This is a genomic window from Streptomyces coeruleorubidus (assembly GCF_008705135.1).
GTDB classification, from domain to species: domain Bacteria; phylum Actinomycetota; class Actinomycetes; order Streptomycetales; family Streptomycetaceae; genus Streptomyces; species Streptomyces coeruleofuscus.
In genome coordinates, this window is sequence record NZ_CP023694.1 from 2199810 (window position 1) to 2222713 (window position 22904).

At 71.5% G+C, this 22904-nt stretch carries 19 protein-coding genes; 10 read left to right on the top strand and 9 right to left on the bottom strand.

Features of this window, described 5'->3' with window-relative positions; translation table 11 throughout:
* Nucleotides 1-231 precede the first annotated feature (231 nt).
* Together CP976_RS10300 and CP976_RS10305 are read right to left on the bottom strand one after the other, a co-directional pair.
* A complete protein-coding gene (locus tag CP976_RS10300; protein ID WP_150480065.1) occupies nucleotides 232-1857 on the bottom strand; it encodes a solute symporter family protein in 1626 nt (541 codons plus the stop codon).
* Complete coding sequence (locus CP976_RS10305) at nucleotides 1854-2210, bottom strand: DUF485 domain-containing protein (RefSeq protein WP_150480066.1); 357 nt, start codon at nucleotides 2208-2210, stop codon at nucleotides 1854-1856. Before CP976_RS10305 ends, CP976_RS10300 begins: the two co-directional genes overlap by 4 nt.
* A 256-nt stretch (nucleotides 2211-2466) precedes the next feature.
* Between CP976_RS10305 and CP976_RS10310 the strand changes: the two genes are divergently transcribed.
* The 4 genes from CP976_RS10310 to CP976_RS10325 all read left to right on the top strand — a co-directional run bounded on the left by CP976_RS10310 (nucleotide 2467) and on the right by CP976_RS10325 (nucleotide 7210).
* The gene (locus CP976_RS10310; protein WP_150480067.1) at nucleotides 2467-3996 is read left to right on the top strand and encodes a S8 family peptidase; all 1530 of its coding nucleotides are present in this window, start codon (nucleotides 2467-2469) and stop codon (nucleotides 3994-3996) included.
* 59 nt (nucleotides 3997-4055) lie between these two features.
* Complete coding sequence (locus tag CP976_RS10315) at nucleotides 4056-5576, top strand: S8 family peptidase (RefSeq protein WP_150480068.1); 1521 nt, start codon at nucleotides 4056-4058, stop codon at nucleotides 5574-5576.
* Nucleotides 5577-5653: 77 nt separating this feature from the next.
* Complete coding sequence (locus tag CP976_RS10320) at nucleotides 5654-6184, top strand: hypothetical protein (RefSeq protein ID WP_150480069.1); 531 nt, start codon at nucleotides 5654-5656, stop codon at nucleotides 6182-6184.
* A 51-nt stretch (nucleotides 6185-6235) separates the two neighbouring features.
* A complete protein-coding gene (locus CP976_RS10325) occupies nucleotides 6236-7210 on the top strand; it encodes a CopD family protein (RefSeq protein WP_150480070.1) in 975 nt (324 codons plus the stop codon).
* 44 nt (nucleotides 7211-7254) lie between these two features.
* On the opposite strand, the gene CP976_RS10330 is transcribed toward CP976_RS10325, so the two are convergent.
* From CP976_RS10330 to CP976_RS44330, 5 genes are all read right to left on the bottom strand, one after another.
* Nucleotides 7255-7935 carry a lysoplasmalogenase gene (locus CP976_RS10330; protein WP_150480071.1) on the bottom strand — a complete coding sequence of 227 codons (681 nt, stop codon included), beginning with the start codon at nucleotides 7933-7935 and terminating at the stop codon, nucleotides 7255-7257.
* On the bottom strand, nucleotides 7932-8816 hold the full coding sequence (locus CP976_RS10335; protein WP_150480072.1) for a sterol desaturase family protein: 885 nt from the start codon (nucleotides 8814-8816) through the stop codon (nucleotides 7932-7934). Before CP976_RS10335 ends, CP976_RS10330 begins: the two co-directional genes overlap by 4 nt.
* 107 nt (nucleotides 8817-8923) lie before the next feature.
* On the bottom strand, nucleotides 8924-9538 hold the full coding sequence (locus tag CP976_RS10340) for a hypothetical protein (RefSeq protein WP_150480073.1): 615 nt from the start codon (nucleotides 9536-9538) through the stop codon (nucleotides 8924-8926).
* Entirely contained in the window at nucleotides 9535-9882 is a 348-nt protein-coding gene (locus tag CP976_RS10345) for a hypothetical protein (protein WP_150480074.1), read from the bottom strand. Before CP976_RS10345 ends, CP976_RS10340 begins: the two co-directional genes overlap by 4 nt.
* A 46-nt stretch (nucleotides 9883-9928) precedes the next feature.
* Complete coding sequence (locus tag CP976_RS44330) at nucleotides 9929-15232, bottom strand: HD domain-containing protein (RefSeq protein WP_167537313.1); 5304 nt, start codon at nucleotides 15230-15232, stop codon at nucleotides 9929-9931.
* A 257-nt stretch (nucleotides 15233-15489) separates the two neighbouring features.
* Between CP976_RS44330 and CP976_RS10355 the strand changes: the two genes are divergently transcribed.
* The 3 genes from CP976_RS10355 to CP976_RS10365 all read left to right on the top strand — a co-directional run bounded on the left by CP976_RS10355 (nucleotide 15490) and on the right by CP976_RS10365 (nucleotide 17737).
* Nucleotides 15490-16491 (top strand): DEDDh family exonuclease, encoded by a 1002-nt coding sequence (locus tag CP976_RS10355; protein ID WP_150480076.1) that lies wholly within the window; start codon nucleotides 15490-15492, stop codon nucleotides 16489-16491.
* A gap of 165 nt (nucleotides 16492-16656) precedes the next feature.
* Nucleotides 16657-16890 (top strand): hypothetical protein, encoded by a 234-nt coding sequence (locus CP976_RS10360; protein WP_078945499.1) that lies wholly within the window; start codon nucleotides 16657-16659, stop codon nucleotides 16888-16890.
* Nucleotides 16891-16939: 49 nt separating this feature from the next.
* Entirely contained in the window at nucleotides 16940-17737 is a 798-nt protein-coding gene (locus tag CP976_RS10365) for an SURF1 family cytochrome oxidase biogenesis protein (RefSeq protein WP_229876608.1), read from the top strand.
* Nucleotides 17738-17866: 129 nt separating this feature from the next.
* Here CP976_RS10365 and CP976_RS10370 read toward each other — a convergent pair whose 3' ends face one another.
* Together CP976_RS10370 and CP976_RS10375 are read right to left on the bottom strand one after the other, a co-directional pair.
* A complete protein-coding gene (locus CP976_RS10370) occupies nucleotides 17867-20005 on the bottom strand; it encodes a carbon starvation CstA family protein (protein WP_150480078.1) in 2139 nt (712 codons plus the stop codon).
* Nucleotides 20006-20049: 44 nt separating this feature from the next.
* Nucleotides 20050-20262, bottom strand: a complete 213-nt coding sequence (locus CP976_RS10375; RefSeq protein ID WP_086852193.1) for a DUF3311 domain-containing protein — start codon at nucleotides 20260-20262, stop codon at nucleotides 20050-20052.
* Nucleotides 20263-20430: 168 nt separating this feature from the next.
* Between CP976_RS10375 and CP976_RS10380 the strand changes: the two genes are divergently transcribed.
* Genes CP976_RS10380 through CP976_RS10390 form a run of 3 tightly spaced genes read left to right on the top strand, consistent with a single transcriptional unit; the run spans nucleotide 20431 to nucleotide 22888 of the window.
* Nucleotides 20431-21978, top strand: coding sequence for a sodium:solute symporter family protein (locus CP976_RS10380; RefSeq protein ID WP_150480079.1), 1548 nt, complete (start codon nucleotides 20431-20433; stop codon nucleotides 21976-21978).
* Nucleotides 21975-22559: a SigE family RNA polymerase sigma factor gene (locus tag CP976_RS10385; RefSeq protein WP_150480080.1), complete on the top strand. Its 585-nt coding sequence runs from the start codon at nucleotides 21975-21977 to the stop codon at nucleotides 22557-22559. The genes CP976_RS10380 and CP976_RS10385 overlap by 4 nt, the downstream gene beginning before the upstream one ends.
* Nucleotides 22556-22888, top strand: a complete 333-nt coding sequence (locus CP976_RS10390; RefSeq protein ID WP_150480081.1) for a hypothetical protein — start codon at nucleotides 22556-22558, stop codon at nucleotides 22886-22888. Before CP976_RS10385 ends, CP976_RS10390 begins: the two co-directional genes overlap by 4 nt.
* The last annotated feature ends 16 nt before the right edge of the window (nucleotides 22889-22904 follow it).

Genomic DNA, 22904 nt, shown 5'->3' on the forward strand with positions numbered 1-22904 from the left:
GGCCGCGCGAGGGAGTTCGTGCTAGGGGGTGTCCGCAAAGTCCCGCCTGCCTCGCGACGCCCGGCACGCTCCCCCACTGCCTTAAGGGCGTGGGAGGTGCCCCCACTCGCCGCACCGGCCGAACACCCGCGTACAACCAGTACGCGGGCGTCCGCCCGGCACGCCGAGAGCACGCACCGGACGCCGCGAGGCCCGCCCTCCGGGCGGACGACGGGACTTTACGGACACCCCCTAGTGGGCGCCGGTGCCGGTCAGCGACCGGACCTCCAGCTCGGCGAACTTCTTGGCGTCCGGCTCTTCCTTGGACAGGACCGTGCCGAGCCAGCCCATGAGGAAGCCGAACGGGATGGAGATGATGCCCGGGTTCTTCAGCGGGAACCAGGCGAAGTCGACCTCGGGGAACATCGCCTTGGGGTCGCCGGAGACGACGGGCGAGAACAGCACCAGGCCGACGGCGACGATCAGACCGCCGTAGATCGACCACAGGGCGCCCTGGGTGGTGAACCGCTTCCAGAACAAGCTGTAGAGGATCGTCGGCAGGTTGGCGGAGGCCGCGACCGCGAAGGCGAGCGCGACCAGGCCGGCCACGTTCAGGTCGCGGGCGAGGGCGCCGAGGCCGATGGAGACGACGCCGATGAAGACGGTCGCCCAGCGGGCCGCGCGGACCTCCTCGGCGCCGGAGGCCTTCCCCTTGCGGATGACGTTGGCGTAGATGTCGTGGGCGAAGGAGGACGACGAGGCGAGGGTGAGGCCGGCGACGACGGCGAGGATCGTCGCGAAGGCCACCGCCGAGATCGTGGCGAGCAGGATCGCGCCCCAGGTCGAGTCGACGCCGCCGAGGTGCAGGGCGAGCAGGGGTGCCGCCGTGTTGCCGGACGGGTTGGACGCGATGATCTCTTCCTGCGAGATGAGCGCGGCGGCGCCGAAGCCGAGCGCGATCGTCATCAGGTAGAAGCCGCCGATGATGCCGATGGCCCAGTTCACGGACTTACGGGCGGCCTTGGCGTCCGGCACCGTGTAGAAGCGGATCAGGATGTGCGGCAGGCCGGCGGTGCCGAGCACCAGGGCGATGCCGAGGGAGATGAAGTCCAGCTTGGAGGTGCCGGTCGCGCCGTACTGGAGGCCGGGCTCCAGGAAGGCGGCGCCCTTGCCGCTCTTCTCGGCGGCCGTGCCGAGCAGGTCGGAGATGTTGAAGTTGAACTTCAGCAGCACCAGGAAGGTGATCAGGATGGTGCCGCCGATGAGCAGCACGGCCTTGATCATCTGGACCCAGGTGGTGCCCTTCATGCCGCCGATGGAGACGTAGACGATCATCAGGACGCCGACGAGGGCGACGATGAGGATCTTGCCGGCGTCGGAGGTGATGCCGAGCAGCAGCGAGACGAGGACGCCGGCGCCGGCCATCTGGGCCAGCAGGTAGAAGATCGACACGACGATCGTGGACGTACCGGCGGCGGTGCGCACCGGGCGCTGGCGCATGCGGTACGCGAGCACGTCGCCCATGGTGTAGCGGCCGGAGTTGCGCAGCGGCTCGGCCACCAGGAGCAGGGCGACCAGCCAGGCGACCAGGAAGCCGATGGAGTAGAGGAAGCCGTCGTAGCCGAAGATGGCGATCGCGCCCGCGATGCCGAGGAACGACGCGGCCGACATGTAGTCGCCGGAGACGGCGAGGCCGTTCTGGAAGGCGCTGAACTGGCGTCCGCCCGCGTAGAAGTCGGCGGCGTCCTTGGTCTGGCGGCCCGCCCAGATGGTGATGCCGAGGGTGGCGAGGACGAACAACGCGAACAGGGTGATGATCAGCGGGCGGTGCTGGCTGGCCTCGTTCGCGGCGAGAAGGGTCTGCTGTGCGGGGCTCATGCGCCGCCCTCCATCCGGGACTTGATCGCCTCGGCCTTGGGGTCGAGGTTCGCGGCGGCGTGCTTCGAGTACCACCAGGCGATGAGGAACGTGGTGAGGAACTGGGCGACGCCGAAGACGAGGGCGACGTTGATGTTGCCGAACAGCTTGGTGCCCATGAAGCCGCCCGCGTAGTTCGACAGCAGGACGTACAGCAGGTACCAGGCGATGAAGGCGATGGTCAGCGGGAAGGCGAAGGAGCGGTAGGAGCGGCGCAGTTCACCGAACTCCGCGCTCTCCTGCACCTCGGTGAACTCCTCGGGTGAGGGGAGTTTGTGTTGCTCTTTCGAGGGGGGCGGTGCGTCGGTGGCCACGGAGCGTCTCCTCGCGATGACGGAAGCGGTTTTGATCAGGGACGGAGGCGAGTGTCCTCGCGCTCCTTGTCCAACGTCACGGCGGCTCGCGAGAACCGGTTCAACTGCCCGGCGTTCTTTCCGAAGTCGTTTCGGCAAAACGTTGCTGGCCAGCGAGAGCGCGGGATAGCTTCACCCTGCACCACCTCGTCATGTACCTGCCCGAGCACCACCTGTGCCTCGGGCCGGTTTCGTTTCCGGAGGATGTGGAGACCCCATGTCTCATCTGCGTTCCAGACGCCGGCTCGCTCTCGCCGTGCCCGTCGTACTGTCACTGACGGCCTCGCTGGGTTTCCTGCCCGCTGCCGCGTCGGCGGCCCCGCGCGCCGAGTCGGCCGCGCGGACGGCGGACGCGCCGAAGCTGGCGTACGTCGTCAACACCAAGGTGGACCGTCGCACGATCGCGTCGGTGGAGAAGGCGATCGGCGCGGCCGGCGGCACGGTCGTGGCCACGTACGGCCGAATCGGCGTGATCGTCGCCCACTCCTCGAACCCCGACTTCGCCAAGACCGTCCGCACGGTGCGCGGGGTCCAGTCGGCGGGTGCGACGCGGACGGCGCCGCTGGCCGCCGCGGGGACCAAGGAAGAGGGCGCGGTCGAGTACCTGACGGCCGCCCAGGCCGAGCGCACCGAGGCCGCCTCGGCGAAGACGCCCGAGAGCGAGCCCCTCGAGGCCGACCAGTGGGATCTGCGCACGATCGGCGCCGACAAGGCCGCGAAGATCAACCCGGGCAGCCGCAAGGTGACCGTCGCCGTGATCGACACCGGCGTGGACGACACCCACCCCGACATCGCCCCGAACTTCTCCGCCTCCCAGTCCGCGAACTGCGCCGGCGGCAAGCCCGACACCAGCGAGGGCGCCTGGCGGCCGTACACCCCGGAGGACTACCACGGCACGCACGTGGCCGGTGAGATCGCCGCCGCGCGCAACGGAATCGGCGTGGCAGGCGTCGCACCCGGTGTGAAGGTCTCCAGCATCAACGTGACCGACCGGGCGAACGGCCTCTTCTACCCGGAGAGCGTGGTGTGCGCGTTCGTGTTCGCCGCCGACCACGGCGTCGAGATCACGAACAACAGCTACTACGTCGACCCGTGGCTGTACAACTGCATGGACGACCCGGACCAGCGAGCCATCGTCGACGCGGTCAACAGGGCGCAGCTGTACGCGCAGAAGAAGGGCACGCTCCACGTCGCCGCGGCGGGCAACTCCAACCACGACCTGGACGCGGACGCGATCGCCGACGCCTCCAGCCCGAACGACACCACGCCCGTCGAGCGCACCATCGACCCGCACGAGTGCTTCGACATACCGACCCAGCTGCCGGGTGTCGTCACGGTGAGCTCGACGGGCGTCGACAACGAGAAGTCGTACTTCTCGACGTACGGCAAGGGCGTCGTCGACGTCGCGGCGCCGGGCGGTGACCGGCGCTACCAGATACCGGACACGCCCTCGAAGGACGGCCGCATCCTGTCGACCATGCCGAACGGCGCGTGGGGCTTCCTCCAGGGCACCTCGATGGCCTCCCCGCACGCCTCCGGTGTGGCCGCGCTGCTGAAGTCCAAGCACCCCTGGGCGTCCCCGGCGCAGCTCCAGGCCATGCTCAAGGCGCAGGCCGACCGGACCGCCTGCCCCGAGTCGTACGACCAGGACGGTGACGGCACGCAGGACGCGGTGTGCGAGGGCGGCAAGCGCGTCAATGGCTTCTACGGGTACGGCATCGTCAACGCGCTGCGCGCGGTCGAGTGACGCGCGTTTCCCAGACCTCCCGCACAGCCCGCTCGTACCGCGAACGAACTGGAGACACCATGACAGCGCCGCACGCGCGCTATCGCCGCGCCGTCGCGATCCCGGCCGGGATGGCCGTGGCCACGGCCCTCGCGTTCCTGCCGAACACCACGGCCACGGCCGCCGACGAGGCGCCCGCGGCGGTCACGGCCGACGCGACCCCGCTCAGCTACGTCGTCAACGTCAAACCGGGGCACGGCACTTCGGCGTACGTGAAGAAGGCCGTCGGCAAGGCCGGCGGCACGATCGTGACGTCGTACGACCAGATAGGCGTCATCGTCGTCCACTCCTCCGACGCCGACTTCGCCAAGACGATCCGCAAGGTGCGCGGCGTGCAGTCGGCCGGCGCCACCCGCACCGCGCCGCTGCCCACGGCCGTGACGGCCGACCTGGGCACGCCGAAGGCGCTGAGCGCGGCCGAGGTCGCCAGGGCGGAGGCCCCCGCCGGACAGGACCCGCTGGAGCCCCAGCAGTGGGACCTGCCCGCCATCAAGGCGGACAAGGCGCACGAGAAGTCGCTGGGCAGCTCGAAGGTCACGGTCGCCGTGATCGACACCGGTGTCGACGACACCCACCCCGACATCGCGCCCAACTTCGACCGCGGCGCGTCGGTCAACTGTGTGTCGGGCAAGCCGGACACGGCCGACGGGGCCTGGCGGCCCGGCGCCTCGGAGAGCCCGCACGGCACGCACGTGGCGGGTGAGATCGCGGCCGCGAAGAACGGTGTCGGCATGACCGGCGTCGCCCCCGGGGTGAAGGTCTCCGGCATCAAGGTGTCCAACCCGGACGGCTTCTTCTACACGGAGGCCGTCGTCTGCGGCTTCGTCTGGGCGGCCGAGCACGGCGTCGACGTGACGAACAACAGCTATTACACCGACCCGTGGTACTTCAACTGCAAGAACGACCCGGACCAGAAGGCGCTGCTGGACGCGGTCACGCGGGCGTCGCGGTACGCGGAGAAGAAGGGCGCGGTCAACGTCGCGGCGGCCGGCAACGAGAACTACGACCTCGCGGCCGACGAGATCACCGACCCGTCGTCCCCGAACGACACCACGCCGGGTGAGCGGGTCGTCGACCCGTCCGAGTGCCTCGACATCCCGACCCAGCTGCCGGGTGTCGTCACGGTCGCCTCGACGGGTGCGAAGGGCCTCAAGTCGTCCTTCTCCAACTACGGCCTCGGCGTCGCCGACATAGCCGCCCCGGGCGGCGACTCGACCGCCTACCAGAAGCCGGAGCCGCCCGCCACGAGCGGTCTGATCCTGGGCACGCTGCCGGGCGGCAAGTGGGGCTACATGGCGGGTACGTCGATGGCGTCCCCGCACGTCGCGGGCGTCGCGGCGCTCATCAAGTCGACGCACCCGTACGCCTCTCCGGCCCTGGTGAAGGCCCTGCTGTACGCGCAGGCCGACGCCAAGGCCTGCACGGACCCGTACGACATCGACGCCGACGGCAAGATCGACGCGGTGTGCGAGGGTTCGAAGAACCGCAACGGCTTCTACGGGTGGGGCATCGCGGACGCGCTGGACGCGGTGACCAAGTAGAGCTCGTGTGGAGGTAGTCCGGGCCGGGCGGGGATACCCGCCCGGCCCGCCGCGTCCCTGCGGCAGGATTCCTTGTCATGGACGTGTATGAAGCCCCCTCGACCTGGACCGCCGAACCGGTAAGACCGCAGTGGCAGTTGGCCCTGCGGTTCGCGGGGAGCATCGTGTGGTTCCCGGTGGTGTGCGTGCTGTGGGGGGCCATCGCGGCGGCGTTCATCGTCGTCGGGATGTTCGCCGAGGTGATCACGGCGTTCAGCAACACCCTCGAACGCGGCTACCTCGGCGCCATGGACGTGATGCTGAACCGGGTCGCGCGCCTGGCCTCCTGGTGCGTGTCCTGGCCGGAGCTGCGCCATGAGGGTGACACCGGGTTCTACAAGGCGCGCGTGGACAAGGCGGTCGCGAAGTGGACCGCCCGGGCCTCTGCCCCGGTCGACCCGAAGAAGCCGCGACCGCCCGTGGAGTGTGCGATAAGCCTGCGCGACTACCGCGGTGTGGGCGGCTGGTACGTCGCCGAGGTGGCGCTCGCGCAGGGATGGGAGCTGCGGCCGACGGACGTGCGCAGGGAAGTCCGGTTGTGGTGGTCGGCCGCGTCGAAGGTCTCCTGAGTTCGCTCTCGCGGATTTGCCAGCCATGTGAAGGCTGGTGAAGATCTCGGGGTGACCTTGACAAGACCCGTCGCCGTCCTGGTGCTGGTGGCGCTGGCCGCGCTGATCCCGCTGCTCGGCCCGTCCACCGCGCTGCACGGCACCGGGGAGGCCTCCGTGCCCGGCGTCGGCGGCATAGCGCTGCTGCGCACCGTGCTGTTCGCGGCCCTGTGCGTACCGATCGGCGAGTTGTTCGTGGACCGGCTGGCGCGTTCCGTGCCGGGCACGGGGAGGGCCACCGGCCGTCCGGTCGCGCCCCGTAGCTGGTCACCGTGGGCGGCCGCCGCCGGTTTCTCCGCCGCTCTCGGGCTCGCCTCGGTCGTGGCCACGGGCAATCTCGTCCCCGACGGCCTGTCGGACATCGACGTGGGCGGGCTCTACGCGTCCCGGGACGGCAAGCTCGCCCTGCTGGAGGTCAACGCGTTCCTCGTGGCGGGGCTGTGTGCCGTGTCGCGCCGGCCGGCCACGCAGCTGTGGCCGCTGGCCGCCGTGGTCGTCGCCGAGGCCCTGCGCGCGCACCCCGCGACCGAGCACGCCCCGCTGACCGGCTCCGGGCTGACCCTCGTCCACCTGACCTGTGCGGCGCTGTGGACGGGCGGTCTGCTGCACGCGCTGCGGACCCTGCGGCTGTGGCGCGGGCGGTACGGCACGGGGGCGGGCGCCGCCCTGCTGGGCCTCTACGCGCGCGTGGCGGCCGTTCTGCTCGCCGCCATCACGGCGACGGGCGTGTGGAGTTCACTGCGCCGGATGCCACCGGAGACGGTCCTGGAGCAACTGACGGCGACGGCGTACGGGCGCGTCCTGCTCGCCAAGGTCCTCCTCGTGGCCGCCGTGGCCGCCCTCGCCCTGTGGGCACGGCAGCGGCTGCGCCGGGCGGCTGACCCGTTGACCGCCTGTGCGCCGGCGCGGGCGGAGGTGGTCGCGCTGGGCCTGGTGGTCGCCTCGTCCGGACTGCTGACGGCCCTGCCGCTCCCCATCCGCTGGTGACGCTCCCGAACCCACGGGTGCCGTTCCCCATCCGCCGATGAGCATCAGACGGCGCGCATCTCTCCGTACGTCGCGGCCGGCGCCCTGCGCGCGTTCAGTGCCTCGATCGCGCCGCCGGCGAGGAGGGCCTGTGCGGCGATGTACGTGAGCATGATCCAGAAGTCCGGCAGGGGCGGCTGCGGCCAGTCGGCGACGCCGGTGGCGATGAGCGTGTCGGAGAGCAGGAAGAGCGCACCGCCGAGCCCGGCGAAGAGGCCGAGCCGGATGGCGGCTCTGTACGCCATGGCCGTGAGCAGGAGGCTGTATCCGGCGACGGGCAGGCGCTGGTCCGCGGGCAGGTCCGGCCACAGCAGCGCGACGGTGATGACCAGGGCGGTGGCGTAGCCCAGGGCGAGCAGGGCCGCACGCGCGCGTGGGACCGCGTACCGGCTGCCGTGCGCCCGGAAGAGGACGAGGTAGCAGACGTGTCCCGCCGCGAAGCAGCCCATGCCGGCGAGGAAGGCCGGCTCGGCGTCGGACAGCAGCAGCACGTCACCGCCCCAGCCGAACAGCAGGGCGGCCACGAGCGGCCGGGGCGCCCGGCGCAGGACGGCCCAGAGCGCCAGGAGCGGCATCAGCAGCGGCTTGGCGACGGCGTGCCCGGCGTCGAAGCCGGCCGCTAGGGAACCGAGGTCGACGACGACGGCGAGACCGAAGGCGCCGAGGAGGAATCGGGAGTGGCTCACGCCGACGTGCTCTCGGCAGGCGTGCCGGCGGTGGACACCGGTGCCGCGGCCGGCGCGGGCCCCCACCCCGGCCCCCGGAACACCCGCCCCGCGCGCTCGCGCCAGTCGCGCGCCGCCTTCAGGTCCTTCGCGATGGACACGTACTCGTGCGTCGCCACCTTGAGCGGGTTGTACGTGTCGATGTTCTTGGTCAGTCCGTACACGGGCCGCACGGTCTCGGCGACGAAGGACCCGAACAGCCGGTCCCACACGATGAGGATGCCGCCGAAGTTGCGGTCCAGGTAACCGCCTTGGGAGGCGTGGTGCACACGGTGGTGCGACGGGGTGTTGAAGACGAACTCGAACCACCGGGGCATCTTGTCGATCCGCTCGGTGTGGATCCAGAACTGGTAGACGAGGTTCGCGGAGGAACAGAAGGCGAGCGCGGCCGGGTGCACTCCGGCGGCGATGAGGGGGACGTAGAACGGCCACACGGTCAGGGACGTCCAGGGCTGGCGCAGCGCGGTGGTGAAGTTGAACTTCCGGCTGGAGTGGTGGACCACGTGGCAGGCCCACAGGATGCGGATGACGTGGTGGCCGCGGTGGGACCAGTAGTAGAAGAAGTCCTGCGCGAGCAGCATCAGCGGGACGGTCCACCACAGCACGGGCACGCGCAGGGGCGTGAGTTCGTAGAGGGCCGTGTAGAGGGCGACGATAGGGATCTTCCAGAGGAAGTCGAAGGCGAGGCTGCCGAGCCCCATGCCGATGCTCGTCGCGGCGTCCTTCGCCTCGTAGCCCGCCGCGTCCTCGTCGGGGTGGAGACGGCAGCTCACCATCTCGACCACGGTGAGCAGCACAAAGGCGGGTATCGACCACAGCACGACATCGGGCAGGTTCGGCATGCCTGAACCGTAGGACCGCCGCTCCGCCCCGGCTAGACGTTGTTACCGACAAGTATTACCGACGGTACGCGCTTGCTTCTTGGCGATCTCCGCCAATCGCCGCGCCGTCAGCACCGCCGCGTCGGCGTGACCGACCGGACCGTGCCGATCGGGATCCTGCTGTACTCGTCTCCCTTCCTCGGTTTGATGGTCACCGCCGTGGCGTCGCTCATCACCAGCTCCCCGCACCGCACGCCGCCCTCTGTGGTCACCACGACGTACGGCCCGCCCTGCTGGGAGTTCGCGGGATCATCAACGGGCACGAGCCAGGACACCGCGATCGCGGCGACGATCGCGCACAGCCCGGCAACGGACAGCCGCCGCGCCCGGATCAGGGCGGCCTGCGTGCGCACGACCTCGTCCAGGACGGCGGCGAGCAGCCGGTCACCGCTCAGCCAGGTCTGCCGTCCGAGCGGACCGTGGGCGGCCCGCACGGCTCCCAGCGCACCGGAGAGCAGCAGCACGAAGGCCAGCACCAGCAGCAGTGCCGTGGTCCAGCGCCAGGCGCCCGGCATGCCCGCGACGCTCTCGCGGCCCTTCAGGACGAAGACCACGCCCACCAGCCCCGTGAGCCCGGTCAGCCCGTTGCGCCAGCCCTCGGCCTGCCGGCGTACGGCGCCGAGCTGGTCGTACTGGAGCTGCTGCCCGAGCTGGGCGAACCGTTTCCTGGCGAGGTCGCTCACGACGCCGCCGCGTGCGCGGGCGGCGGCACCGGAACGTCCCAGAAGGCCCCGCAGCCCGAGTCGGGCGACTCCGGCGGCCGTTCCGGGTGGGGGTAACCGCAGGCGCAGTAGACCGGGATGGAGCCCGTGAGGGGTTCGGGCTCGCTCCGGTCCCGGCGCCACAGCCGCTTGGGCGGGCCCAGCACTCCGTACGCCACCCGGAAGACGGTTGCCGCTCTGCACGTCGGGCAGAGTCCCGTCACGGTGTACCAGCGGCCGTCCTCGGACCGTGCGACGGTGAACGGCTCCTCCGGGTCGACTGCGACCTCTTGTTCACGGAACTCGGTCGGAACGTGATCGGGCATGGCTCCTCACAGGGTTGGGTCAACGGCCTGACCGGCCTGACGGTTGTCATCGAGCCCGGTAAGGCTCCGCCTGCGGCGTCGGGGCCGGCTCGGCGGGACAGTCCGGCGGCAGGACGAGGCCGAACAGCGGCGCGTACCGGGCGAGCCGGTCGTACACCCCGCGGGTCGGCTGCCCGAACTCTCGCGCGGCCACGGCGATGCGGTCGGCCGTCACCTCACCGCTCAGCGCGGGCGCCCGTCCCGTGTACTGCTCGGTGAGCATGATCAGGTCCTGCCAGGTCGGCACCGTGTCCGCGTCCGGTCCCGGCCGTTCCACCAGGAGGCGCAGACCGAAGGGACGGTAGAGCGCGAGCCGGTCCCAGGCCTTGGTCAACGCCCAGCCGAAGCGGGCCGCGACACGCAGCAGTTCGAGCGGGCCGACGGGTCGGTCGCCGACGAGGTCCGGCCGGAACAGCGCGCTGTCGTGCTCGGTGGGCCGGTGCTCGCGCCAGGCGTCGGATCCGCCGTCAGCGCCGTCGGCCGGCTCTCGCCAAGGGGCACCGAAGGGGGCGTAGCGGACCAGGACGGCCACGCTATCGCCGAGGGTCGCGTCGCTGGCCCGGGCGTGGGACACGAGGACGGCGGGGCTCGGACGGGGGCGCCAGCGCGGGACGTAGACACCCCGCCAGGACTGGAAGGCATTCTCCCGCTCCGTCCGCTGCGGCGTGCTGGAGGCCAGGACGTCAGCTGCGGTGGGACGCAGATCAGCGGGTGCCCCATCGGCCGGCCGGTCCAGCGCCGAGACGTCGAGCCCGACCAGCGGGCCGAGCGCGGTGAGCCGTTCGATCGCGGAGCCGAGCGTGCTGCGGGCCATCGCCGCGGCATAGAGAACGAAGAAGACGTCGACGCCCTGGCGCAGGGCGACGCCGCGGACCGCGTTGCCCATGTTCGTCAACTCCAGCGATCCCTCCGAGTCGTAGTACCCGCGGCGTGACACCACGTCTCGCCTGGAGCACATGAGCAGGTCCCAGTCACCGGCCGAGACGGCACGCCACCGCTCCACGAGCGCCGGCGCGCGTTCGTCCACGAAGCCCGCCTCGGCGAGTTCCGTGAGCCGTTCCGCCACCAGCGCGCCGTCGGCCCGGACCTTCCGCACGGCCTGCGCCGTCTCCAGCAGGGGCGCGGGACATCCGGTCGGGTCGTACGGCCAGTCCTCGGTGAACCTGTGGTCGACAACGGCGCCGAGGAGGTCACTGTCCAGCCTGGTGAAGACGCGGTCGGCCAGTTCCCCAGGAGGGGGGACGCGCAGCTGCTGCGCCGCGAGGACATCCGCGAACCGTTCGGGCACCTGGGCCACCGGGATCCCCAGCATCCCCGATGCCCTGGCCATCTGCCGGGGCGACAGGTCCAGATCGGCGCTGTATGTGGCGATGCCGAGGCTCATGGTGAACTCGGTGCGCTGCTCCGGCGTCCAGGACCTGGGTACGTCGAATTTGGAGGACGTTGCGGCGGGAGCTTCCGCGGGGGCCGGTCCTTCCGCCGCCCAGCCGAGCCACGCATACCGACGCAGGATGTCCTCGTACTTCTCCTGAGCCGGCGGCGTCCCCGCCTTCCGCTCCCCCGGGGCCGTGAACCGGGGGTGCCAGGCCAGCACGTTGAGCTCCTCGTGGGTGGCGATGGCGTCGGCGGGGACGGCATCGGTGTCGTCCGGCACGTGCAGGGGGAATCCGGCCGCGGCGAACCGCCTGGCCCGGTCCAGGGCCTCCCGGAGGGGCAGGCCCTCCACGACACTGAACCTCCGGAGCACCGCGACCACATCGTTGGCGAAGTGGCGTGCGTAGTCCTCGCGCAGCAACGCGTCATAGGCTTCACGGCCGAGGAGGATCCGGCGGTCCGTGGCGTCGAGCAGTATCCGGTGCGCCGCGTCGAGTCCGGTGACGGCGGGCACGTCCAGGCCGGCGATGGCGTACCGGCGCAACCGCCTCATGAGTTCTCCCAGAGTGATGCTCTCCTCCGGCGACTGCGGCAGAGCCGCCTGCCTCGTGGCATCGGGCAGCCGCATCTCCCGCGGGCTGACACCGGCTTCCCAGGACTCGGGAGCGGGATAGCCGTCCACCGACTCCGGCAACGCCAGTCTCTCCCAGGCCCGCTCGCCCAGTTCGATTCCGACGCTGCGCAGAACCGCCGCCCGCCAGGACAGCACCCCGGCTTCGTCCGGCAGGACAACCGTCCCGAAGTCCTTCAGCGGCACCAGCCCCACGTCCAACGGGAAGCACCCCACCCTGCGGAAGTCGAGGACCGTCGCCCGGTCCCAGCCGGTTCGGCTGGTCAGATGTGTTTCGGCCGCCAGCAGCCGCGCCGTCACCCGGACCGCCCCAGCCGGGTGCAGGCGGGCGAACGCCCAGAGCCACTCCAGCGTCAGCCACTCCGGCGCCCCGAACGCACGGGCGGCGTCGAGGAGTTGCTCGTCCACCCACGCCCGGTCGTACGAGAGGATCCTGGTCCTGTCGGTGCTGATGTCCGGAGCGTGCGTCTCGCGCAGGTCCATCACGAAGCCGAAGGGATGCCCGCCCAGGTCGTGCCAGTCCTTACCGGCACTGTCGAGCCGCTCCAGCTTGCCGGCGCCGGTGCGGAGCCAGGCGGCAGCGCTGCTGTCCTCCTGGACCATGGACGCCGGGTCCACGAGGATGCCGTCGGCCAGGAGGCATCCCTTTCCGTCCACCCACCACGCATCAGGACCTGCGGGAAGCGGGCGCCGGGCATCACCGAAGTAGTACAGCGCTCCTGGTTCCCACGTGCGCACGGCCTCCCCGTCCCGCTCCACCCGCATCGCGAACTCGGACCGCCATACCCGCTTGGCCAGCTCCTGCGCCACGTCGATGTCGCCCGACTGGAGGTACAGCCGCACTCGGGTGCCACCCCCGGGCTGCGCCCCCTCGCGCCGCCGGATACGGAACAGACTGCCGGTCGAGGCCACGTCCACGCGAAGCCCGCCGTCCGCCTCCGCGCGCCCGTACTCGTCCGTCGCCCGGGTCCAGATGCTGATCTCGTCGGCCAGCATGAAGTAGCTGAACACACCCACGCCGAAACGGCTGTTGGGATAGATCCGCAGGTCCGGGTCCGCGCGGCGCCAGCGGGCCTGTTCCCTGCGGTACTCGCGGGACTGCTCGAAGCGGCGGCCGGCCCGCGAGAAGGTGCCCCGCAGGCTCTTGTGATCCATGCCGACGCCGTTGTCCTCGCACTCCACGTAGGAGCGGCCCTCCGCGTCCGTGCCCTGCCGTAAGACGATCTCGCCCTGCCAGGTGTACGGGACGTGCCCGTCGGCCTTTCCGTAGCGCAGCCGGGCCTGCCGGTAGCGGCAGGCGTCCAGGGCGTTCTGGTACATCTCCCGGAGCGCGAGGACCGGGTCGCCGTACAGATGGGTGCCCATGAGCAGTTCGCGCATCTCGTCCTCGGCGAGGCTGAACCGCATCAGCGGGACACCGTAGGCGTCGCCCTTGACGGCGCTGTCGTACCGCGGGCGCAGCCGACGGCAGGTGATTCGGTCGGGCACGTGGGCGAGGAGCGCGGCGGGCTGGGCGGAGGTGAGGTGCCGGCGCACGTTCTGTACGGCGTCGTCGGCCCAGGCGGCCAGCGTCTCCAGAGCGGCGTGCACCGCGGGGTGCGGGCAGGGCAGGTCCAGGTCGAGTGTCTTGCTCAGCCGGTCCCGCGCCCAGCGCAACTCCCGCACACTCGCCACGGCTTCGCCGGGCCGCAGCCCGTCGGCGACCCCGATGTTGTCCACCAGGACACCGGGCAGTTGCCTCAGGTCGCCGCCGAGCAGGCCAGCGACGCCGAGCAGCCAGGTCAGCTCACGGGGGCGCCAGCGCTCCGTCGTGCCGTCCGCGCGGGCGAGTTCCTCCAGGCGCCAGTGGGTGTCGGTGCGGTCCCGCTCGCCCTGGTTCGGCTCGGTGGGGGCGACCGCGATCTGCCGGCAGACCCGTACGAGTTCGTCGGTCAGCTCCTCGGTCCGGGCCGGTGCGGTGTCAGGACCGATCAGCGCCTTCGCGAGCGGAGCGAGCAGCTGGGGCGCGTACGTGTCCCACAGTTGCTCCTTGCCTCCGACGTGCCGGTGCAGCAGCCAGGCGGCGACGGCCGCGGCGTCCTCGGCCCGGCCGCGTCCGGCCAGCTCGCGGCCCTTGCGCCAGAGCAGGGCGTGCGCGGCGAAGGTGTGCTCCAGGTCGACGCGTTCCGGATCACGCCCCAAGGAGCCGGTTTCCGGATCGAGCCGGAAGGGCTCGACCGCCGTCGTCTCCTTGACGCCCATGGCGTACACGGCCTCGCGGACGAAGGGTGCGGCCGCGAGCACCGCGAACTCGCCCGGGTCCAGGAGCGGGCCGCCCTGTGTCTGTGAGGGTGCGAGCAGGGGTCTGAGCCCGCGGGCCAGCACGCGCACCGGGTAGTCGTCGTCCGCCCAGGGGTCGGGGACTGTCGCGAACGCGGTGCTGCGCCACTTGGCGCACTCTGCCGTCAACCGCACGAGGACGCGTTGGAGTTCGTCGCGTCGCGCGTCACCGCCACCCTCGACGGCCGACCAGAGTTCGGGGTCGCGGACTGCCGCTGCCCACTCCTCGTGGAGGGTGCGGCCGGCGCAGAGTTCGACCTTTCGGATCGCCTCCGGGCCGCTGGGCGCGTAGTGGGCGGTCGGTGTCTGCCGCTGGCGGGCGGCGCGGGCGAACTCGGCGGTCCTGCGGACGGTGTGGGCGATGACGTCGGCGACCGTGCGGGGCGCGGTGTCCGCCTGAAGAGCGTCGGCGAGCGCGCGGGTGAAGTGGCTGCCGAGTTCCTTGTCGGAGCCGCAGGTCTGGCCGGGGCCGCAGCCGAAGAGCACGGCCACCCGTTCCCGCCCGGCCGGGAAGTTCGTCGCCGGCCCGCCGTACGACGTGCCGCCCGAGGCGGCTTCCTCGCGACAGGCGTCGACGGTCAGCAGGACCGTACCGGCACGGCACCCCTGGAGCAGTTGGGCGAGGTCGAGGCCGATGAGGCTGTCCAGCGCCACCTGCGGCGGTGTGGTGGCCCAAGTGAGTTGGGCGTCCGCAGGCACGAGGTAGTCCGCGCCCTCCACGGACAGCCCGTGTCCGGTGAAGTGGATGAGGACCGTGCCGTCTTCGGGCGCGGTGGCGCAGACCCTGCTGATCGCACTGCGGATCCGGGAGCGCAGGGCGGGCTCGTCGGGGGTCGCCCCGATCCGTTCGACGCTGTACCCGGAGGAGCGCAGCGCCCCGGTCATCAGCTCGACGTCACGTCCCACCGTCTCCGTCAGGTCGTGGAAGCGCTCCGAGAGTTCGTACTGCGGAACGGCGACGATCAGCGCCTGCCTGTTCTCCCCCATCGGCCCGCTCGTCCCCCTTCGGCCACTGCGCGGCACGGGCAAGAATGGCACAGGAGACATGCGGCACATCCGGCCCCGTTCCCTGCTCCGCAGCCCCTTCGCCCTCCACCCGCCTCAGCAGATGTCCCGTCAACTGCATTCGGGATGCCCGGAGAATTGGGAGCGGAATCCCCAGGGTCGTCTTGCCCGGCCACGGTGGACGCGGCACGGCACCTGACGGACCGGGCTGTCAGTCCCGGCCCGTATCCTCAGTGACCATGCTGGAAGACCTGACGACCGCGGCGTTCTCTCCCACGTCGTGGCCGGCCGCGTATCCCAAGGGGTACGCGGTCGTTGACGTGGAGACCACGGGCCTGGCCCGGGACGACCGCATCATCTCCGCGGCCGTCTACCGGCTGGACGCGCGCGGCGAGGTCGAGGACCACTGGTACACGACGGTCAACCCCGAGCGTGACCCCGGCCCCGTGTGGATCCACGGACTGACGAGCGAGGCGCTCGAGGGCGCGCCCCTCTTCCCGGACATCGCCGAGGAGTTCACGGCCCGGCTTCAGGGGCGGGTGCTCGTCGCGCACAACGCCGTCTTCGACTGGCAGATGATCGCCCGGGAGTACGCGCGCGCGAAGTGCGAGGCGCCCGTGCGGCAGCGGCTGTGCACCATCGCGCTCTCCAAGGAGCTCGGCCTTCCGCTGCCCAACCACAAGCTGGAGTCCCTCGCCGCGCACTTCGGCGTCGTCCAGCGGCGGGCGCACCACGCGCTGGACGACGCGCGCGTGCTGGCGGAGGCGTTCCGGCCCAGCCTCAGGGCCGCGGCGGCGAACGGCGTACGGCTGCCGCTGCACGAGTGCCGGCCGCTGACGGAGTGGTCGGACCGCCCTGCCACGCCCCGCATCGGACAGCAGGCGGGCCCGCGAGGCTACGGCGGCTACCGCCAGACCGGTTGGCGCCCCTCCCGGAAGCGCCCCGCCTGCCCCTACCCCAACCCGGGGCGCTACGAGGCGGGCGGGCGGCTCAAGCAGGGCATGCGGGTCGCCTTTTCGGGTGACACCTCGACCGAGCGGGAGCTGTTGGAGGACCGGGCGACCGAAGCCGGGTTGCACGTGGCCACCAGCCTGTCCCGGCTGACCAGCCTGCTCGTCACGAACGACCCGGACTCGGGCACGTCCAAGGTGGTCAAGGCCCGGCAGTTCGGCACACCGATCGTGGACGAGGCGGCGTTCGGGCAACTCCTCGGGGATGTGGAGCCGGCCTCGGAGGGGTGACCGTACGCGGATCGGCGTCGGAGGAGTGACCGTACGCGGATCGGTGCCGCCGGGGCGGCCACAGGCGGAGCGGTGTCGCAGGGCGACCGTACGGACGGGTGATTGGCGGGCGACTCGCCCGGCGGCCGCTCGCCCGGGCCGGGGCGACGGCTCACCCTGTGGCGCATGGCGACCTGTGAGGTATGTGGCAATCAGTACGGAATGACCTTCGAGGTGCATGCGCAGGGGGCGGTGCACGTCTTCGACTGCTTCGCCTGCGCGATCCACCGCATGGCCCCCATCTGCGAGCACTGCCGGGTACAGATCATCGGCCAGGGCGTCGAGGTCGACGGCCAGTGGTACTGCGGTGCCCACTGCGCCCGGGCGGAGGGAAAGGTGGGAATTGTCGACAAGGTCTGAACCCGTACCCGGCTGAATGCACCCCACGACCGAGTTGTACGGTCGTGGGGTGTACCGCTTCCTGATGTCCCGGCAGTGGGTGATCCTCACACTGATCGCCCTGCTTCTCATCCCCACGATGATCAGGCTGGGCATCTGGCAGATGCATCGCTACGAGGAGCGCACCGCCCGGAACCAGCTGGTCACCGACGCGCTGGCGGCCGAGCCGGTACCCGTGGAGAAGCTGACCGCGCCCGGGCACACCGTCACCAGCGCCGAGCGGTACCGGACCGTGACCGCGAAGGGCCGCTTCGACGCGGAGGACGAGGTCGTCGTCCGCCGCCGCACCAACTCCGACGACGAGGTCGGCTACCACGTCCTGACCCCGTTCGTCCTCGACGACGGCAAGGTTCTGCTGGTCAACCGGGGCTGGATCCCCTCGGACGGCCCGAGCCAGACCACGTTCCCGAAGGTCCCCGCACCGCCGAGCGGCGAGGTGACCGTCGAGGGGCGGCTGATGCCGAGTGAGACGACCGCGGCGAGCGGCATCAAGAACCTCAAGGGCCTGCCGGACCGGCAGATCATGCTGATCAACAGCGAGCAGGAGGCCCGGCGCCTGGACGCGCGGGTGCTCGGTGGCTACATCGCGCAGACGGCTCCCGAGCCCAAGGGCGACACCCCCGAGCTGCTCGGCGACCCCGGCAAGGAGGACGCGGCGCTGAACTACGCGTACGCCGTCCAGTGGTGGCTGTTCTCCGCCGCCGTCCCGGTCGGCTGGGTGGTCCTGGCCCGCCGCGAGGCCCGGGACCGGGCGCAGGCGGCGGCCGGAGAAGCCGACGCGAGCAAGGCGGAGCCGGCGGCGGTGTGACCCCCGCCGGTCGCCCCCGGCCGCGTCAGCAGCAGCGTCCCTGCCGGCACTCCTCCCGGTGCGACCGGTTCAGCACCTCGGCCAGTTCCCGCACGTACCAGCGCACCGCCCGTGCCCAGCGCACCACCCTCACGTCCGGGCTCCCGCCAACGGCTCGTCCGGCACGTCGAGTCGGGACTCGACGTACGGCGCCTCGGTGACCGGAGTCGAGCCCGGGGCCCGTATCGCCCGTACGCAGACCACCGCGGCGTTGCCGATCACGACGGCGACCAGCAGCAGGAACAGGGCGATCAGCACACCGTCGACCGTGGAGTTGGTGACCACGGTGTGCATGTCGTCGAGGTTCTTGGCGGGCGGCAGGACCTGACCGGCGTCGAGGGCGTCGGCGTACCGCGCGCGCTGCGCGAAGAAGCCGATCTTCGGGTCGGCGGAGAAGATCTTCTGCCAGCCGGCGGTGAAGGTGATCGCGACGACCCAGGCGAGCGGGACGCCCGTGACCCACGCCCAGCGCAGCCGGCCGGACTTGATCAGGATCGTGGTGCAGACGGCCAGGGCGATCGCGGCGAGGAGCTGGTTCGCGATCCCGAAGAGCGGGAAGAGCTGGTTGATCCCGCCGAGCGGGTCGGTGGCGCCGGTGTGGAGGAAGTAGCCCCAGGCCGCCACGACGAGGGCGCTGCACACCCAGATGCCCGGCTTCCAGTTGACCCGGCCGGCCGGCTTCCACACGTTGCCGAGCATGTCCTGGAGCATGAAGCGGCCGACGCGGGTGCCCGCGTCCACCGTGGTCAGGATGAACAGCGCTTCGAACATGATGGCGAAGTGGTACCAGAAGGCCTTCATCCCGGCGCCGCCGAAGACCCCGGAGAAGATCTCCGACATGCCGACGGCCAGGGTCGGGGCTCCTCCGGAGCGGGCGATCAGCGTCTGCTCCTCCACGGCCTTGGCGGCCTGGGTGAGCTGGTCGGGGGTGATGGTGAAGCCGAGGCCGGCGACGGCGTGGGAGGCCGACTCGGCCGTCGTACCGAGGAGGGCCGCCGGGGCGTTCATGGCGTAGTAGAGGCCGGGTTCCAGGGTCGCCGCGGCGATCAGCGCCATGATCGCGACGAACGACTCCATCAGCATGGCGCCGTAGCCGATCATCCGGACCTGGGACTCCTTGCGGATCAGCTTCGGGGTGGTCCCGGAGGAGACCAGCGCGTGGAAGCCGGACAGCGCGCCGCAGGCGATGGTGATGAAGAGGAAGGGGAACAGGGCCCCGGCGAAGACGGGCCCGGCACCCGACGAGGCGAAGTCGCTCACCGCGTCCGTGCGCAGGACCGGCGCCGCGACGACCACGCCGACCGCGAGCAGGGCGATGGTGCCGATCTTCATGAAGGTGGAGAGGTAGTCGCGCGGCGCGAGCAGCATCCACACCGGCAGGACGGAGGCGACGAAGCCGTAGCCGACGAGGCAGAACACCAGGGTCGTGGGACTGAGCGTGAAGGCGGAGGCCAGCGAGGACTCCTGGATCCAGCTGCCGCCGACGATGGCGAGCAGCAGCAGGACCACGCCGATCAGGCTGGTCTCGACGACCCGGCCCGGGCGGATGACGTGCAGCCAGAAGCCCATGAACAGGGCGATGGGGATGGTCATCGCGACGGAGAAGGTGCCCCAGGGGCTGTGGGCGAGGGCGTTGACGACGACCAGCGCCAAAACCCCCAGCAGGATGATCATGATGGCGAACACGGCGATCAGGGCGGCGGCCCCGCCGGCCCGGCCGATCTCGTCGCGGGCCATCTGCCCGAGCGACGTGCCGTCCCGCCGCATCGACAGGAACAGCACGACCATGTCCTGCACCGCGCCCGCGAAGATCACCCCCGCCACGATCCACAGAGTCCCCGGCAGGTAGCCCATCTGGGCCGCGAGCACCGGCCCCACCAGTGGTCCGGCGCCGGCGATGGCGGCGAAGTGGTGCCCGAGCAGCACCCGGCGGTCGGTGGGGTGGTAGTCGACACCGTCCTCGAGGCGTTCGGCGGGGGTGGCCCTGCGGTCGTCCGGCTCCAGGACGCGGCGGGCGATGAACCGGGAGTAGAAGCGGTAGGCGATGGCGTACGACCCGAGCGCGGCGATCACCAGCCAGACCGCGGAGATCCGCTCGCCACGCGCCAGGGCGAGGACGCCCCAGGCGACCGCGCCGAGGAGGGAGACGGCGGCCCAGAGCAGAATCGGCCGCATTCTGGACTTTTCCGGCACTTCTGGTTCGGATTCGGGCAGGGCTGATACGGGCATGGCGGCTCCTCACCTCGACGGGTGTGCACAACGGGGAGTGCGGATCAGCGGTGTCGGTCCGTCAGCGCGTACGCGGCGAGCAGGCACAGGCCGCAGCCCGGTACCCACGCGAGCTGGTACCAGTAGAAGAACGGCGTCCCCGCGAGCCGCGGACCGGCACCGGCGTACAGCGGGACCCACAGCAACCCGGCCGCGGGTGCGAGCAGCAGCAGGGCGACGGCGACGCGCCGTAGCCGGGGGTGCCCGGTGCGTGCCATGACCTGTGCTCCTCTCCCGCTCGCTGTCGGTCTGTGCAAGAGTTGCGCACTCGCCGGAAGTGGTTGACAGGGCGTTCGAGAAAGATTTCCCGCCGGTTTCCTGTCCTCCGGACGGGCCGTCCGCGCAACTCTCGCGCGAGGGCACAGGCACACCAAGGACGGTGACCCATGGCTGACGGCGCCATGACCGCGACGTTCCTCGCCGTGATCGGCGGGGCGTCGCTGCTCGCGGTCACCGCGCGGCGGCTGCGTCCGGTCGACCGGCTGCCCTCCCTGGAGGGCTGGGCCCTGGCCGACCGCTCCCTCGGCCCCGGCTGGACCTGGCTGCTGCTGGGCGGCACGATCTTCACCGCGTACACCTTCACCGCCGTGCCCGGACTGGCCTACGGCAACGGCGCGCCCGCCTTCTTCGCCGTGCCGTACACGGTGATCGTCTGCCCGCTCGCCTTCGTGCTGCTGAGCCGGCTGTGGAGCGTGGCCCGGCGGCACGGCTACATCACCGCCGCCGACTTCGTGCGCGGCCGGTACGGGTCACCGCCGCTGGCCCTGGTGGTGGCGCTGACCGGGATCCTCGCCACGATGCCGTACCTGGCGCTGCAACTGCTGGGCATCAGGGCGGTCCTGACGGCCGGGGGCGTGTACCCGCGGGGCGCTGCCGGGGACCTGGTGCTGGTCGCGCTGTTCGCGGGGCTCGCGGTGGCCACGTACCGGCACGGGCTGCGGGCGCCGGCGGTCATCTCGGCGCTGAAGGCGGTGGCGGTGTTCGTCTCGCTCACCGCGGTGACCTGGCTGGTCCTCGCCCGGCTGGGCGGCCCGGGCCCGGTCTTCGAGGGCGCGGAGCAGCGGCTGGGCAGCCCGGCGCTGCTCCTGTCCCCCGCGCAGCAGCCGGCCTACGCCACGCTCGCACTCGGCTCCGCCCTCGCCCTGCTGATGTACCCGCACGTGCTCACCGCCGGCTTCGCCGCCGACGGACCCCGCACCCTGCGCAAGGTCTCGGTGGCGCTGCCCGCCTGGACCGGGCTGCTCGCGCTGTTCGGGTTCCTCGGCATCGCCGCCCTCGCCGCGGGGGTGCGGGCGCCGCGCGGCGGTGCCGAGGCGGCCGTGCCGATGCTGGTGGACCGGCTGATGCCGGCGCCGCTGGCCGGCCTGGTGTTCGCCGCGATCGCCGTGGGGGCGCTCGTCCCGGCGGCGGTGATGTCGATCGCCGCGGCCACGAGTTTCGTCCGCAACGTATACGTCGAGTACGTCCATCCGACGGCCACGCCGAAGCGTCAGGTGCGCATCGCCAAGGCGGTGTCGCTCACCGCGAAGGTGGGGGCCGTGGCGTTCGTGTTCGGGCTGCGCGACCAGGACGCCGTCAACCTCCAGCTGCTCGGCGGCGTGTGGATCCTGCAGATCTTCCCGGCCGTCGCCGTCGGGCTGTTCACCGGGTGGCTGCACCCGCGGGCGCTGCTCGCCGGGTGGGCCGTGGGCATGGCGTCGGGGACGTACCTGGTGGTGCGCGAGGGGTTCTCCTCGATCGTGCCGCTCGGTACCGGCGCCGGACCGCTGGAGATCTACGCCGGACTCGCCGCCCTGCTGCTCAACCTGACCGTCGCGGCGGCCGGCACCGCCGTGCTGACCCGCCTCGGTGTCCCGCGCGGCGCCGACACGACCGACCTGCCGTCCCGCCTGACCGTCCGGCGACGCCCGGAGACCGGAGCGAAGAACCCGTGAGACGCAGACAGAACCCCACACTGCCACCAGCACCAGCACCAGCAGCGGCACCGGCCGAGCCCCTCGCTCCCCCGGCCGGCGACTCCACCGACCCGGAGCGCGAGGCAGGTGTCGCCCACCTCTTCGAGCTGCACTACTCCTCGATGCTGCGCCTCGCCGTCCTGCTCGGCGCCGACGATCCGGAGAACGTGGTGGCCGAGGCGTACTACCAGATCTACCGCAAGTGGCGGCGGCTGCGGGACGCGGCCGCGGCGGAGGCGTATCTGCGCTCCACCGTCTGCAATCTGACGCGGATGCGGATCCGGCACCTTCAAGTCGCCCGCAGACATGAGGAGACCCCGCCGGACGACACGGTCGCCTCCGCCGAGCACGCCGCGCTGCTGCGGGACGACCAGCGCGTGCTGATCGACGCGCTCCAGCAGTTGCCGCCCCGGCAGCGCGAGGCTCTGGTGCTGCGGCACTGGCTCGGTCTCAAGGAGAGCGAGATAGCCGCCGCGATGGGCATATCCGGAGGTTCGGTCAAGACACACACGGCACGCGGCATCGCCGCCCTGACCCAGGCGATGGAGGCCCGGCGATGACACATCGAGACAAGACTCCGTCGCGCGGCACCGGTCCGGACCGGGCCGGTCACGGCCGCACCGAGGAGGAGCTCCGCGAGGCGCTCCGGGTCCTGGCGGGCGGGGTGCTCCCCGACCCCGACGCGTACCGCACGGCACGCGGTGAATGGCTGCGGCGCGAGCGCCGGCGGCGCCTCGTGCTCGCCGTGCTCATCACCGTCGTCTTCACGCTGGCCACCCTGATCGGCCTGTGGGTGCTCAACCAGGCCCCGTCGGACCCGGGGGTGATCTTCTCGGGCACGGGCGCCCCGGTCGCCGACGGCACGTCACTCCCCCGGCCCTCGCCCTGATTGCCGCGCCGACTTG

Bases quoted from the DNA above. Each gene is read 5' to 3' on its own strand.
- CP976_RS44330 (WP_167537313.1), bottom strand. From the start codon at position 15,232: ATGGGGGAGAACAGGCAGGCGCTGATCGTCGCCGTTCCGCAGTACGAA.
- CP976_RS10315 (WP_150480068.1), top strand. From the start codon at position 4,056: ATGACAGCGCCGCACGCGCGCTATCGCCGCGCCGTCGCGATCCCGGCC.
- CP976_RS10300 (WP_150480065.1), bottom strand. From the start codon at position 1,857: ATGAGCCCCGCACAGCAGACCCTTCTCGCCGCGAACGAGGCCAGCCAG.
- CP976_RS10345 (WP_150480074.1), bottom strand. From the start codon at position 9,882: ATGCCCGATCACGTTCCGACCGAGTTCCGTGAACAAGAGGTCGCAGTC.
- CP976_RS10370 (WP_150480078.1), bottom strand. From the start codon at position 20,005: ATGCCCGTATCAGCCCTGCCCGAATCCGAACCAGAAGTGCCGGAAAAG.
- CP976_RS10320 (WP_150480069.1), top strand. From the start codon at position 5,654: ATGGACGTGTATGAAGCCCCCTCGACCTGGACCGCCGAACCGGTAAGA.
- CP976_RS10355 (WP_150480076.1), top strand. From the start codon at position 15,490: ATGCTGGAAGACCTGACGACCGCGGCGTTCTCTCCCACGTCGTGGCCG.
- CP976_RS10375 (WP_086852193.1), bottom strand. From the start codon at position 20,262: ATGGCACGCACCGGGCACCCCCGGCTACGGCGCGTCGCCGTCGCCCTG.
- CP976_RS10360 (WP_078945499.1), top strand. From the start codon at position 16,657: ATGGCGACCTGTGAGGTATGTGGCAATCAGTACGGAATGACCTTCGAG.
- CP976_RS10380 (WP_150480079.1), top strand. From the start codon at position 20,431: ATGGCTGACGGCGCCATGACCGCGACGTTCCTCGCCGTGATCGGCGGG.
- CP976_RS10335 (WP_150480072.1), bottom strand. From the start codon at position 8,816: ATGCCGAACCTGCCCGATGTCGTGCTGTGGTCGATACCCGCCTTTGTG.
- CP976_RS10310 (WP_150480067.1), top strand. From the start codon at position 2,467: ATGTCTCATCTGCGTTCCAGACGCCGGCTCGCTCTCGCCGTGCCCGTC.
- CP976_RS10390 (WP_150480081.1), top strand. From the start codon at position 22,556: ATGACACATCGAGACAAGACTCCGTCGCGCGGCACCGGTCCGGACCGG.